Annotated in this window: 12 protein-coding genes and 1 tRNA gene; 7 read left to right on the top strand and 6 right to left on the bottom strand. The window is 67.3% G+C overall.

The window, feature by feature from the left end:
• Nucleotides 1-42: 42 nt before the first annotated feature.
• Together VZC37_RS21340 and VZC37_RS21335 are read right to left on the bottom strand one after the other, a co-directional pair.
• Nucleotides 43-984, bottom strand: coding sequence for a hypothetical protein (locus tag VZC37_RS21340; RefSeq protein WP_330435494.1), 942 nt, complete (start codon nucleotides 982-984; stop codon nucleotides 43-45).
• 84 nt (nucleotides 985-1,068) lie between these two features.
• Complete coding sequence (locus VZC37_RS21335; protein WP_330435492.1) at nucleotides 1,069-2,547, bottom strand: zinc-dependent metalloprotease; 1,479 nt, start codon at nucleotides 2,545-2,547, stop codon at nucleotides 1,069-1,071.
• 155 nt (nucleotides 2,548-2,702) lie between these two features.
• Here VZC37_RS21335 and VZC37_RS21330 point away from each other — a divergent pair, with 155 nt between their 5' ends.
• Nucleotides 2,703-3,743 carry a YlbL family protein gene (locus VZC37_RS21330; protein WP_330435490.1) on the top strand — a complete coding sequence of 347 codons (1,041 nt, stop codon included), beginning with the start codon at nucleotides 2,703-2,705 and terminating at the stop codon, nucleotides 3,741-3,743.
• A gap of 60 nt (nucleotides 3,744-3,803) precedes the next feature.
• On the opposite strand, the gene VZC37_RS21325 is transcribed toward VZC37_RS21330, so the two are convergent.
• Nucleotides 3,804-4,424, bottom strand: coding sequence for a PPA1309 family protein (locus tag VZC37_RS21325; RefSeq protein ID WP_330435489.1), 621 nt, complete (start codon nucleotides 4,422-4,424; stop codon nucleotides 3,804-3,806).
• A gap of 232 nt (nucleotides 4,425-4,656) precedes the next feature.
• Here VZC37_RS21325 and VZC37_RS21320 point away from each other — a divergent pair, with 232 nt between their 5' ends.
• The gene (locus VZC37_RS21320) at nucleotides 4,657-7,617 is read left to right on the top strand and encodes a UPF0182 family protein (protein ID WP_431309472.1); all 2,961 of its coding nucleotides are present in this window, start codon (nucleotides 4,657-4,659) and stop codon (nucleotides 7,615-7,617) included.
• Nucleotides 7,618-7,672: 55 nt separating this feature from the next.
• Here VZC37_RS21320 and VZC37_RS21315 read toward each other — a convergent pair whose 3' ends face one another.
• Nucleotides 7,673-7,966, bottom strand: coding sequence for a hypothetical protein (locus VZC37_RS21315; RefSeq protein WP_330435485.1), 294 nt, complete (start codon nucleotides 7,964-7,966; stop codon nucleotides 7,673-7,675).
• Between the two features lie 291 nt (nucleotides 7,967-8,257).
• Between VZC37_RS21315 and VZC37_RS21310 the strand changes: the two genes are divergently transcribed.
• Nucleotides 8,258-8,334, top strand: a tRNA-Met gene (locus VZC37_RS21310).
• A 154-nt stretch (nucleotides 8,335-8,488) separates the two neighbouring features.
• Here VZC37_RS21310 and VZC37_RS21305 read toward each other — a convergent pair.
• Nucleotides 8,489-8,758, bottom strand: a complete 270-nt coding sequence (locus tag VZC37_RS21305) for a DUF4235 domain-containing protein (RefSeq protein ID WP_330435484.1) — start codon at nucleotides 8,756-8,758, stop codon at nucleotides 8,489-8,491.
• 134 nt (nucleotides 8,759-8,892) lie between these two features.
• Between VZC37_RS21305 and VZC37_RS21300 the strand changes: the two genes are divergently transcribed.
• The 4 genes from VZC37_RS21300 (at nucleotide 8,893) to crcB (VZC37_RS21285) (ending at nucleotide 12,390) form a co-directional block, all read left to right on the top strand.
• Nucleotides 8,893-9,504 (top strand): MSMEG_1061 family FMN-dependent PPOX-type flavoprotein, encoded by a 612-nt coding sequence (locus VZC37_RS21300; RefSeq protein ID WP_330435482.1) that lies wholly within the window; start codon nucleotides 8,893-8,895, stop codon nucleotides 9,502-9,504.
• 119 nt (nucleotides 9,505-9,623) lie between these two features.
• Complete coding sequence (locus tag VZC37_RS21295; protein ID WP_330435570.1) at nucleotides 9,624-11,504, top strand: propionyl-CoA synthetase; 1,881 nt, start codon at nucleotides 9,624-9,626, stop codon at nucleotides 11,502-11,504.
• Between the two features lie 17 nt (nucleotides 11,505-11,521).
• On the top strand, nucleotides 11,522-12,025 hold the full coding sequence (gene crcB / locus VZC37_RS21290) for a fluoride efflux transporter CrcB (RefSeq protein WP_330435479.1): 504 nt from the start codon (nucleotides 11,522-11,524) through the stop codon (nucleotides 12,023-12,025).
• Nucleotides 12,022-12,390 (top strand): fluoride efflux transporter CrcB, encoded by a 369-nt coding sequence (crcB, locus tag VZC37_RS21285; RefSeq protein ID WP_330435478.1) that lies wholly within the window; start codon nucleotides 12,022-12,024, stop codon nucleotides 12,388-12,390. The genes crcB (VZC37_RS21290) and crcB (VZC37_RS21285) overlap by 4 nt, the downstream gene beginning before the upstream one ends.
• A 47-nt stretch (nucleotides 12,391-12,437) precedes the next feature.
• Here crcB (VZC37_RS21285) and VZC37_RS21280 read toward each other — a convergent pair whose 3' ends face one another.
• Nucleotides 12,438-13,661 (bottom strand): acyl-CoA dehydrogenase family protein, encoded by a 1,224-nt coding sequence (locus tag VZC37_RS21280; RefSeq protein WP_330435476.1) that lies wholly within the window; start codon nucleotides 13,659-13,661, stop codon nucleotides 12,438-12,440.
• Nucleotides 13,662-13,664 lie beyond the last annotated feature (3 nt).

The following is a 13,664-nucleotide window of genomic DNA, read 5'->3' as shown; positions in this document are numbered from 1 at the left end:
GTCGGCCACACACACTCCACGGATGCGTCCGGTCGGGATCGGTCAACCGGCACGAGCAGCGGCGGGCCGACACTCACACAACGGATGCGGCGGCCATTCGGTGGCCACCAACTCGGCCGGTCCCGGTCGGAACTCCAGTGCGCGGTTGAGCAGCTGCGGTGGTCGCCGGGTCGTACCCGACCCCAATGCCGCCGCGAGATCCTCGATCTGCACCTGCGCGATGGCCGCGGTCCCGCGTACGGTTCCCGCGGCCGCATGGCCACGTTGCTCGACCATCTGGGCGGCCAACAACGGCCAGTCCGGCTCCATCGTCGCGCGGTGGTGGTCGGCGCAGCGCAGGCAACTCGACAGGCCGGGCAGCACCAACGGGCCGACGACCCCCACTCCGTCCCGTACCCGGACCTGGAGGTGCGGGACACGAGCGGCGTTGAGTGCCTTGATGTTCGACGGGTCGTGCACCAGGTAGTCGGTGAGCACCACCAGGTTCGACGTCCAGCCGTCGGTGCTCGCGGCCAGCGACAGCCGGCGAATCGAGCGTCGAGGTGCCATGCCGGCGTCGGTGAGCGAGATGGACAGCAGATCGGTGATGGGGCCTCGTCCATGGAGTCGGATCCGCAGTGGTCTCACCGGCGACGGTGCCTCGACGGCGAGACCCGCGTCCGTGAGTTGCGCGAGGATCGCGCCGAGATCGGCCGCGGCGAGCCCGATCAGCTCCGCGCGGCGGACGATGTCGGCGCCCGACCGTGGTCGGGTCAGACCACGCAAGAGCGCCGCGACATCATCGGCCCGCAGCGGCGACATGAGGTCGACGACCAGACTGCGACGCGGATCGCTACCCACGTGCACGCGATTGCCGGGCCGCACCATCACTGGCGTGCCGGGGCGGATCAGCGGAAATGCGCTCCGATCGTCCGTCGGCGGCGCAGTCGCGTCCCGGGACCGGCTGTGGTCGGGAACGACATGCGGCACACCTCGATCGGACATGGCGTCACTGTGCCACCTCTCGGCGCAGGCGCCGCAGAGTTGTCCACAGGCCGGACGGCCGGTGGACAACTCTGCGTGAGCCGATCAGTCGTCGCGCTTGTCGGTGTCGGGACGATCGGGGCCGGAATCGTTGTCGTCAGCCGTGTCGTCGGATGACTTCTCGGCAGCACGTTCCTGGGCCAGCGTCGCCTCGAGTTGCGCGATCGGGTCGTCGAACGAACTCACCGCGCCGCCGATGACGCCGTCGATGAACCCGGCCGGGTTGTCGAGGTCCTCGGCGTCGGGCATCAGATCGGGGTGTGCCCACACACCGTCGCGGGTGGCGATGTCGCCGGCCTCGAGCAGCTGACGCCACAGCGCCGACGCCTCGCGGACCTTGCGCGGTCGCAACTCCATACCGACCAGGGTCGCGAAGGTCTGTTCGGCCGGTCCGCCCGACGCGCGGCGACGACGCATCGTCTCGGTCAAGGCGCCGACGCTGGGGATGCGGTCGGACAGCGCGGCGGAGACCGTCTGCTCCACCCAGCCCTCGACGAGCGCGAGCAACGTCTCGAGACGCGCCAGCGCGGCTTGCTGTTCCGGCGTGGTGGTCGGCTCGAACGACGCCGACGACCCGATCAACTCCTCCAGCTTCGACGGGTTCGACAACAGCTCCTGCGGGTCGACGTCGGAGGTCATGTCGGCGATGCCACTGAAGTCGATGCTGATGCCGCGTGCGTACTCCTCGACCGTGGACAGCAGCCGCTGCCGAAGCCACGGGACATGGGTGAACAGCCGCACATGCGCAGCCTCACGCGCCGCAAGGAAGACGATGATCTCCTGTGCGGGCTGCTCGAGTCCGTCGGCGAAGGTGGCGATGGCCTCCGGTAGCAGGACCGCCACACCTTCCGGTGCCAACGGCAGTCCGACGTCGGTGGAGGTCAGCACCTCCTTGGCCAGATGGCCCAGGCCCTGGCCCAGCTGGGTGCCGAACGCCATACCGCTCATCTGGGTGAGCATGCCCATCATCGGGCCGGCGAACTGTGCGGCCTCAGCGGGCAGGTTCTGTTCCCAGGTGCGCGACAACTGTTCGGCGACGGGGTCGCAGAGGCGCTTCCACGTCGGCATCGACTCCTCGAGCCAGGTCACCGGAGTCCACGCCACCGACTGCCGCACTCCGCTGGGGAACGTGGTGACGTCGTCGAGCCAGACCTCGGCCAGCCGCACCGCATCGGTGACCGCGTTGGTCTCCTTGTCCAGGACCGGCGTGAAGTTGCCGATCTGCTGACGCGCCAGGTTGGTCGCCACCTGATAGTTCACCGCGCCGCCACCGGAGCCGGAGGTCATCCCGGCGCCCATCCCGCTGAGCATGTTCCCGAGCTGCGAGAACATCTGCCCCAACTGGGACGGATCGAAGGACGACGGGTCGAAACCCCCACTGCCGGGCGTGAAGCCGAACGGATTCTGCGCGCCGCCGGGGGTCTCGCCGCCCGAAGATCCCTCATTCTTGCGGCGATCGTTGTCACCGCGGCGGTCGTCGTCGCCGTCGCCGGATGGGGAGAACCCGAAGGGCAGATCATTCATATCTCCACGGTACCGCCCGGTCTCGCGCTCGGCGTTCGCCTTGAGCGTACGCCGCTCAATGCCTCCGAACAGGGTGGATTGCATCCCCGCGCGGGCGTAGGGGCGCGCCCGGGCGTCGGGCTGATCAGCCGGTGAGGTCAACTACTGTGAGCGGAATGAGTCTCCAGCCCGGCCATCGTCGGATAGCGACAGTCGCCGTGACGGCGCTGGTGTTCGTGGCCCTGTTGTTCGTCGGCACCTCGGTGCAGGTCCCGTTCGTGGCCCTCGGCCCCGGACCGACGGTCAACACGCTGGGGGAACTCGACGACAAGCCGGTGGTCGACATCGCCGGGGTGCCCACCGACCCGACCACCGGCAATCTGAACCTGACGACCGTGTCGGTCACCGACGGGATGTCGCTGTTCCAGGCACTCGGGATGTGGATGTCGGGCACCTACAGCATCGAGCCACGCGACCGCCTCTTCCCGCCGGACCAGACGCCCGACCAGGTGCGGGAACGCAATCAACAGGAGATGACCGGGTCGGAGGAGAGCGCGACGGCGGCGGCCCTGCGCTACCTGGATCGGCCGACCAAGCTGGTGCTCGTTTCGGTGGCCGACGACGGTCCGGCCGCGGGGGAGCTGGAACCGGGGGACCAGGTGCTGAGCGTCGCCGGGAGTCCGGTGTCGACGACCGCCGAGATGCAGGACGCGGTGATGTCCCAGGCGCCGGGCGACCCGGTGCCCGTCGAGATCGATCGCGGCGGAGCACGCCAGACCGTGTCGGTGACCCTCGCCGCCCGACCCGACGACACCGAGGCCGGCTACCTTGGGGTCACCCCCGAGGTGGTCAATGCCGATCCCGCCCTGGAGATCTCCTACAACGTCGGCGACATCGGCGGGCCGTCCGCGGGCATGATGCTGAGCCTGGCCGTCATCGACCGGCTCAGTCCGGGCGAGCTCACCAACGGTGATTTCATCGCGGGTACCGGCACCATCGACGAAGACGGCGCGGTCGGGCCGATCGGCGGGATCACCCACAAGACCCGCGCGGCCCGCGACGCCGGCGCCTCGGTGTTCCTGGTGCCCGAACGCAATTGCGCCGAGGCGGCTTCGGACGTCCCGGACGGTCTGACCCTGGTGCGGGTGGCCGATCTTCAGGGTGCGGTCGACGCGCTCGACGACATCGGCGAAGGTCGAGACGCTCCGCACTGCTGACCTCGACGGCTCATGTCCTCCGTTGTCGTGTCAGCTCCTGATCTCACTCAGCTGTCTATGTCACGGTGTCGGGTCGTCGAAGGTGTGGGCGAGTGCGTTTCGCAGGTCGGTCGCCAGATCGTGACGGGTGAGCAGTTCGATCTCGGCCGAGGCTTCGGAGCCGTTCTCGTCGTGCTGCGCGCTGTCCGGCTGCAGGTGGAGAAGTGCCAGCGTCGTTCGGTTCCCCGGCGTCGTTCGGTTCCCCGGCGTCGTTCGGTTCCGTAGTGCGCCGACGACGAGCCGGGCGGTCCGCCGATCCGGGTGGGTGTGCGCCGCGCCGGGTTCTTCGGCGCCGGGCGGCAGCACGACGATCTCCCGGATGACGGCCGCGCCCGCGACCACCTCCGGCCAGGTCGTCGTCGCGAGCACCTGTTCGAGCGCAGTGCCCGGGTCCTCGTCGTGCCCGGCTGTGGGAATGGGTTCCTGGGCCACCGGACTGAGCACGGAATCGTCGTCCGGGTCGATCAATCCGGGCTGGGTCGCGGCCAGAACGGCGGTCGGCACGAGCGCGAACAGCATCGGTGGCAGGCCCCAGCCCTGCACGTCGACGAACTCCACGATGTCGCGCAGGGCGGCGCCGAGGTCGTCGACGGACGGGGTGGGCTCGGTGGCCGGATCGGGTTCGGTGCTCACGCGTCCCATCTTGCCGTCTCGCAGGCCGTCCCGACCCATCCGGATGTGACGTGGAACTCACCCGCGCAGCCGATCGTTGCATTGACGGTCGCGGGTGTCGCGATATGGCCCGTCGATGCGGGTCGGGACGGACCAGTACAGTTGGGTGCACGAGTCAGGCGGGCACTCATGCCGGTCGGGCCGATGTCCGGAATGAGAACTTTGGAGAGTGGGTCAGGTGGGCGTTCGCGGGCCGGCAGGTATGCCGACACTGTCGCGCAGGAGCAAGATCGCCATCGGGATCGGTGTCGCCATCCTGGTCCTGCTCTTGGTCGGACCTCGACTCGTGGGGCTCGGCACGGACTGGTTGTGGTTCTCCGACCTCGGCTACACCCGGGTCTTCTCGACGGTCATGTGGACCCGGATCATCCTGTTCCTGATCACGACGTTGGTGGTCGGCCTCTTGGTGTTCGGCGCGATCGCCATGGCCTACCGCTCGCGCCCCGTCTTCGTGCCGGCGTCGGGACCGAATGATCCGCTGGCGCGTTACCGCGCCACCGTGATGGGTCGCACCAAGTGGTTCGCGGTGATCCCCGCGATCATCATCGGCCTGCTGGCCGGCCTCGTCACCCAGGGCTCGTGGGCCACGGTGCAGATGTTCCTGCACGGCGAGACCTTCGGCGTCACCGATCCGCAGTTCGGCATGGACGTGAGCTTCTACGCGTTCGACCTCCCGTTCATCCGGTTGGTGCTGAACCTGCTGTTCGTCGTCGTGGTGATCGCCTTCCTGGCGAATCTGCTGACGCACTACCTCTTCGGCGGTATCCGCCTCGGCGGCGGTGGCGCGAACGGCAATGGCCCGTCGATCTCGACGGCCGCACGTATCCAGCTGGCCGCCCTCGCCGGGACCTTCCTGCTGTTGAAGGCGGCCGCCTACTGGCTCGACCGGTACTCGCTGCTGTCCAGCCAGCGCAAGCAGGAGATCTTCACCGGTGCCAGCTACACCGACATCAACGCGGTGCTGCCGTCGAAGCTGATCCTGATGTCGATCGCGATCATCTGCGCGGTCGCGTTCTTCGCGGGCATCGTGCTGCGCGACCTGCGCGTGCCTGCGTTGGCGACGGCACTGATGGTGTTGTCGGCGTTGGTGATCGGCGTCGGCTGGCCGCTCGCGATGGAACAGTTCTCGGTCCGGCCGAACGCGGCGCAGAAGGAATCGGAATACATAGCGCGCAACATCACGGCGACCGAGCAGGCCTACGGCATCGGGCCAGAACAGGTCACGACCCAGCCCAACTGGACCGCCGAACCGGTCAATCAGGCGACCGTCGACGCCGACGTCCCGACGCTGTCGAACCTGCGCATCCTGGATCCGAACATCGTGTCGCCGGCGTTCACCCAGCTGCAGCAGCGGCAGAACTTCTACGGATTCCCCACGCAGCTCGCGCTCGATCGGTACGAGATCGACGGCGAGATGCGCGATTTCGTGGTGGCGGTCCGTGAGATCGATCCGGGACGCCTGGTCGGGAACCAGACCAACTGGCTCAACAAGCACCTCGTCTACACCCACGGCAACGGGTTCATCGCCGCCCCCGCCAACCGGGTCAACCAGCCCGCTTCCGACGACGTCGAGGGCGGCGGCTCGCCGGTGTTCTACGTCAGCGACCTGTCGAACTTCCAGACCGACGAGTATCAGGCCGAGGCGCCCATCAAGGTCACGCAGCCGCGCATCTACTTCGGCGAGCTCATCGCCCAGGTCGATCCCGACTACGCGATCGTCGGCTCGAACAACGATCAGTCCCGCGAGTACGACACACAGGACTCCACCTACACCTACGAGGGCGACGCTGGTGTGTCGCTGAGCAACTACTTCAGCCGCCTGCTGTACTCGGTGCGGTTCGCGGAGCGGAACTTCCTGCTCTCCGGTGAGATCAACGAGAACTCGAAACTGCTCTACAACCGCGACCCGCGGGACCGTGTCGAGCAGGTCGCCCCCTGGCTGACCGTCGATTCGAAGACGTATCCGGCGGTGATGGAGGACGGCTCGATCAAGTGGATCGTCGACGGTTACACCACCCTCGACAACTATCCGTACGCGCAGCGGACCTCCCTGCAGGCGGCGACCACCGATGCGCAGGAACTGAATCAGGGGCAGACGGGCCGCACCCAGGTGAACCGCACGGTCTCCTACGTCCGCAACTCGGTGAAGGCCACCGTCGACGCCTACACGGGCGAAGTGACGCTCTACCAGTTCGACGATCAGGACCCCGTCTTGAAGACCTGGATGAACGTCTTCCCGGGCACGGTGAAGTCGCGTTCCGAGTTCGACCAGCAGGAATCACTCGCCCAGCATGTCCGCTACCCGGAGGATCTGTTCAAGATCCAACGGTCGCTGTTGACGAAGTACCACGTCACGAACCCGCAGCAGTTCTTCGAGGGCAGTGACTTCTGGTCGGTGCCGTCGGATCCGACGAACGAAGACGCCGACGCACAGGGTCTCGATCAGCCTCCGTATTACTTCGTGGCGTCGTCGCCGCGTAACGGTGATCCGTCGTTCCAGCTGACCTCGGTGCTGACCCGACTCAACCGTCCGATCCTGGGTTCGTACATGACGGTGTCCTCCGATCCCGGCTCGTACGGCGAGATCACCGTCAAGACGATCCCGACGAACATCCAGCGGGACGGTCCGCGGCAGGCGTTCAACCCGATGCAGCAGGACGACCGGGTTGCCGAGAGTCGACGCAACTTCCAGGGCAACGTCGACGTCATGTTCGGCAATCTGCTGACCCTACCCGTGGGCAACAGCGGAATCCTGTACGTCGTGCCGATGTATGCGCAGGCTCGTGGCGAGGGCACCTACCCGCGCCTGTTCCGTGTCATCACGCGATACGAGAACCGCGTGGGCTATGCGCCGACCACGGCAGGTGCGCTCTCGCAGGTGGGCATCTCCCCGCAGGGTGCCGCGCTGGTACCCGGTGAGGCGGCCCCTCCCGCTGCCGAGCAGCCCGAGGGGGAGCAGCAGCCCGACGGCGAGCAGCAGGCAGCCGTCCCGGCACCGCCTGCGGCGGGTTCCTCCGCGGAACGTGACGCCGCGCTCCAGGCGATCAGCGAGGCGCTCGACGCGCTGAGCGAAGCCCAGAGCTCGGGCAACTTCACCGCCTACGGTGAGGCCCTCGACCAGCTGAACGCGGCCGTGGAGCAGTACGAGTCACTGCCGAACTAGTGAGGATCTCCGGTCGGGTTCCGCTTCGCGATGAAGCGGAACCCGACCGGATCACTCATTCGCGATAGCGGGTGCGGTAGCGGCCGAGCTCGGCATCGGTGTTGTCGGGCAGAACCGGGCTGTGGTGATGACGGTGGCTCAGCGACATGAAGATGGCGGTGGCGCCGGCGAACGCGCCCACCATCATCAGTCCGAAGACGATCGCCAGTGCGACGTGACCGCCGGCCATCGACACCAACCACAGGGCCGCGGATGCGAATCCGACGAGCACCAGCAGATACCCGACAACGCTCATCGGGTGATTTCCGTGGCTCTCGTGATGGGGCATGTGCAGATGATGAGATGCCATCGTTCCTCCTCGATCTGAACGGTGTTCGTGTGTACACCGCCAGAATACCTTCTTGTGATTTTTGTCACAGTTGAATGTGCTCACGGGCGCGTGGTCGAGGCCGTTCTAGGCGCGGTCGTCGACTCGGCGTCCGGGTGGATTCGGGCCCGTTTTCCTGTCGCCCGTGCCCTCGTGGCGGCACCAAAGTGTCTTGCGTCACAGCGGTTTTCGCAGTTCGGCAGGAGTTTCGCGATGGCCGGCGGAGGCGATTTGCCATTGCCGCGAACGTGTGTGTAACGTTGTGTTCACCAACGCGGGGTGGAGCAGCTCGGTAGCTCGCTGGGCTCATAACCCAGAGGTCGCAGGTTCAAATCCTGTCCCCGCTACCACTGGAAGACCCACGGTTCCTGATCGGGACCGTGGGTCTTTTTCATGTGCGACGCGGGTCGTCCGTGTACACGCGGTCCGTCGACAACCCGCGTGAACCGAGGCGACCCGCGCGAGGAGAGACGCCCCGCGTGAGTCAACGGCCGCGCGGCAGGGTCACGTCGGGTCCTCGTGAGTGACCGCCTTGTAGCCGCGGGCCGCGGCACGGTCGATCGCGGCTCGTACGAGTCCGAAGATCAACCCTTGGACGGCCGCGCCGACGAGGACCTCGGTGGTCCCGTGTCGCAGATCCTTGGGATCGGGGACGTCGGGTTCATCCGAGACACGCTTCCAGATCTGACCGAACGCGGCGCCGGCGACGACGCCGCCGAGGACGCTCGTCGCGATCGACAGAGGCTTGTACATCGCCTTGGATACGGTGCTCATCGGCTCCTCCTCATCACGAACTACGCATCTGGTGAGATCGTTTACCCGACCACTTGCCGGGTAAACGAATGCCCCGACGGCGTCTGACCGACGCCGGGTTTCTCGATTCCCGCACCCGGTGCCACCATGGATACGTGGAGATCACCAGCGAGGAGCAATTGCGGGCGGTCATCGGCCATCCGCACGAGACCGTGGCGAACAAGGTCCGACCGACGCTGCAACAGATCCACATCGATTGGTTGGCGGCGACCCCGATGGTCTTCCTCGCGACCGCCGACCGTGCCGGTCGCCTCGACGTCTCGCCGAAAGGGGACCCCGCGGGTCAGGTCGTTCACGTCGTGGACGAAACGACAATTGCGATTCCCGAACGCCCGGGCAACCGGCGCGTCGACGGATTCCTCAACATCCTGCAGAACCCGCAGGTCGGCACCATTGCGGTGATCCCGGGCCGGGGCGACACCCTGCGGGTCAACGGGCGCGCACGCATCGTCGACGACGCCGACTACTTCGACCGCCTGACCGTCAAACGGTCCCGGCCCATCCTCGCCGTGGAGATCGACGTCGAAGAGGTCTTCTTCCACTGCTCCAAGGCCTTCCTGCGGTCGGATCTGTGGCGGCCGGAGACCTGGCGTCCGACCGCGCTGCCCAGCACTGCGCAGATCTCCAAGACCCTCATGCCCGAGCTCGACCTCGACGAACTCGAGAAGGCGTACGCGGAACCCGAGTTCCGCAAGTGGCTGTACTGAACGGCCGTCGGGCGACCTGAGTACGACATCACTGTGGTGAAGTGAGGCCGCGCCCTCGTCGTCGTGGTTAACCTCAGTGCGGACATGGATCGATGACGACCAGCTGTCGAGGGGACATGATGGGCCACTACCGCGAAGCGTTCGACCGGGCACGAGACGACCGCGAGGAGTTCTGGCTGGCAGCCGCCGATGCGGTGGACTGGATCTCCCCGCCGACGCGCGCGCTCGACGACTCCGCGGCTCCCTTCTACCGCTGGTTTCCCGACGGAACGCTCAACACGTCCTACAACGCGCTGGACCGGCACGTGGCCGCGGGGGCCGGCGACCGGACCGCGATGGTCTGGGATTCGGCAATGGTCGGGACGGTACGCAGCTACACCTACGCCGAACTGCTCGACGAGGTGTCGCGCTTCGCGGGAGTGCTGTCGGCGAACGGGGTCGCGGCCGGCGACCGCGTGGTGATCTACCTCCCGATGATTCCTGAAGCCGCGATCGCGATGCTCGCCTGCGCGCGCGTGGGCGCGGTCCATTCGGTGGTGTTCGGCGGGTTCGCCGCACGCGAGCTCGCCACCCGGATCGACGACGCCGAGCCGGTGGCCATCGTGACCGCCTCCGGCGGGTTGGAACCGGGACGCGCGGTGGAGTATCTGCCGATCATCGCCAAGGCCCTCGACCTGGCCGCGTCGCCACCCTCGACGGTGATCGTCAAGAATCGACCCGAGATCACCGGCGACGCATCGGATCACGACGGATGGCTGGATTGGGACGACCTGATGTCGGCCGCGTCGCCGGTCGGCCCGACGCCGGTCGCCGCAACCGACCCGCTCTACATCCTCTACACGTCCGGCACCACCGGCAAACCCAAGGGAGTCGTCCGCGACAACGGTGGCCACGCGGTCGCGCTCACGTGGTCCATGCCGAACATCTATGACATCCGCGCCGGTGATGTGTGGTGGACGGCGTCCGACGTGGGGTGGGTCGTCGGACACTCCTACATCGTCTACGGTCCGCTGCTCGCCGGCGCGACGACAGTGATGTACGAGGGCAAACCCGTCGGTACCCCCGACGCCGGCGCGTTCTGGCGGGTGATCGCCGACCACGGGGTCAACGCCCTGTTCACCGCGCCGACCGCCATCCGCGCCATCCGCAAGGCCGACCCCGAGGCCACCGAACTCGCGAAGTACGACACGTCGACGCTGCGCACTCTGTTCGCCGCCGGGGAACGCCTGGACCCGGACACCTTCGAATGGGCCAGCGCCACACTCGGCGTCCCGGTCGTCGACCACTGGTGGCAGACCGAGACGGGCTGGGCGATCGCCGCGAATCTCCGCGGCCTGGAACCGATGCCGATCAAGGCCGGCTCGCCGACCGTACCGGTGCCGGGCTACCGGGTCGGTGTCGTCGACGCCGAGGGCGCCGCACTGGGCGCGGGGGAGGAGGGCAGCATCGTCATCGAGCTGCCCCTGCCGCCGGGGACACTGACCGGCCTCTGGCGCGACGAGGAGCGCTTCGTGAAGTCGTACCTGTCGGCCTTCTCCGGGTACTACCTCACCGGCGACTCCGGATACCTCGACGACGACGGGTACGTGTTCGTGCTCGGCCGCTCCGACGACGTCATCAACGTCGCCGGGCACCGGCTGTCGACGGGCAGCATCGAGGCCGTCGTCGCGGCCCATCCGGCGGTGGCGGAATGCGCGGTGATCGGCATCCACGACGACCTCAAAGGCCAGCGACCCAGCGGCTACGTGGTCCTCAAGGCCGGCGCGGACATCGATCCGGATACATTGCGCGAAGAGCTGGTCGCCATGGTGCGTAACGAGATCGGCGCGGTCGCGACCTTCCGCGACGTGACCGTCGTGGCCGCCCTGCCGAAGACCCGGTCGGGCAAGATCCTCCGAAAAACCATGCGCCAGATCGCCGATCACGAGGAGTACGCGGTACCGTCGACCATCGAGGATCCGGACGTGCTCGCCGATCTGGCCAAGCAGCTCGGCGGGTAGGGAACGCGGGGGGGACGATGGGGGCAGAAGACCCGCCGGACGCGACATCGCGAGCCGACTCGCATCGGGAACTCCCCACCGATCCCGACGTGCTGCGTCCCCTGCACCTGCGGCCGAGCGCGATCGCGTGGGTGCTCATCGGCGGAGCATGCGGGACCGGACTGCGCTACTGGGTGGAAGAGCTTCTGCCGCACGAGGACACCGCCTGGCCCTGGGGGACATTCCTGGTGAACCTCATCGGCGCCTTCGCGCTCGGCGCCCTCCTCGAGGGACTGGCCCGCTCCGGGGAGGACGCCGGTCCGCGACGTCGGAATCGACTGCTGCTCGGCACCGGACTGTGCGGTTCGTTCACCACCTACAGCAGTTTCGCGCTCGAGATGTCGCTGCTCACCCACCGGGACGCACTCCCCGTCGCGATCGGCTACGGCCTCGCCAGTGTCTGCGCCGGGGCGCTGTGTGCATGGCTGGGGATCGTGACGGCCCAGGCGGCGGTCCCTCGTAGGCCGGAGGCGACCACGTGATCGTCATCCTGGTGATGGTCGCCGGTGCCCTGGGCGCCGGCACCCGGTTCATCCTCGACGGCGCCATCAAGCAATGGCGACCCACGACGTTTCCGTGGGCGACGCTGCTGATCAACATCAGCGGATCGTTGGTCCTCGGCGTGATCGCCGGCTCGGTGATGTTCGCGACCCTCGAACCGGACATACAGACCGTCGTCGGGACCGGATTCTGCGGCGGCTACACGACATTCAGCACGGCAAGCTTCGAAACCGTTCGGCTGCTGGAGCAGCGGCGGTCGATGTTCGCACTGTTCAATGTGCTCGCGTCGGTGCTCGGGAGCGCGGCGGCGTGCGGGTTGGGCCTGTACCTGGCGTGGGCCATGTGAGCCCTCGCCGGTCGGGTGGCGTTTCGCCACCCGACCGGCGGAGCTGCTCACTTCAGTTCGGCGCTGCTCTTGTTCAGCACACGACGCGCGATGATGAGGTTCTGGATCTGCTGGGTCCCCTCGAAGATGTCGAGGATCTTCGAGTCGCGGGCCCACTTCTCCACCAGGAGCCGCTCCGAATAGCCCAGGGTGCCGGTCAGTTCCACCACCTTGTTGGTGATGTCGGTGCCGGTCCGGCCCGCCTTGGCCTTCGACATCGACGCCTCCAGCGAGTTGGGCTCGGAGTTGTCGGCCATCCACGCGGCACGCATGGTGTGTAGGTAGGCGGCCTCGAAGTCCGACTCCATCCGGATGAATTCCGCTGCGGCGGCATGCTGATCGGCCGCGGGACGGTCGTAGTCGATCTCGATACCGGCCTCTTCGAGGATGCGTCGCAGTTCCTCGAGTGCGGCGCGCGCGACACCCACGGCCATGCCGGCGACCATGGGCCGCGTGTTGTCGAAGGTCTGCATGACCCCGCCGAAGCCCTTCTTGGTGTCGACCTCCGGCGAGCCGAGCAGGTTGTCCTTCGGGATGCGGCAGTTCTCGAATCGGATCACCGCGGTGTCGGACACGCGGATGCCGAGCTTGTGCTCGAGCCGCGCCACCTCGACACCCGGATGCTCACGCGGGACGACGAAGCTCTTGATCGCGGCCCGTCCGAGGCTCTTGTCGACCGACGCCCACACCACGATGTGGGTGGCGCGCGAACCCGCGGTGACGAAGATCTTCTCACCGTTGAGGACGTACTCGTCGCCGTCGAGGGTCGCCGTGGTCGACACCGCTGCTGAGTCCGAGCCGAAACTCGGCTCGGTGATGGCCATCGCGGCCCACACCTTGCCGAAGCTCTTGAGTTGGTCGTCGGTGGCGACCGCGGCGATCGCCGCGTTGCCGAGACCCTGATACGGGATCGTCAGCATCAGGCCGACGTCGCCCCACGAGGTCTCCATCGTGTTGATCACCGATTGCATGTTGCCGCCGTTGACCACGGCGCCTTCCGCGCGCGGCTTGTCGGACTTCTTCTGACTGCGTCCGCCGTCGGCGCCCGCGCCGGCCTGACCGGCTTCCGAGAGACCGTCGTACAGGCTCGCCAGGGTGTCGAGTTCGACGGGATAGTCGTGCTCACGCAGGTCGTACTTGCGCGAGATCGGCCGGAAGATCTCGGCGGCGGCCTGATGGGCCTGGTCGATCGTCGCGTTCAGCTTCTTGGGCAGTTCGAGATTGATGCTCATGTC

Source organism: Gordonia sesuvii (genome assembly GCF_036350415.1).
GTDB classification, from domain to species: Bacteria; Actinomycetota; Actinomycetes; order Mycobacteriales; family Mycobacteriaceae; genus Gordonia; species Gordonia sesuvii.
Note: the sequence above shows the minus strand (reverse complement) of the source record. Positions and strands in the feature narration are given on the sequence as shown.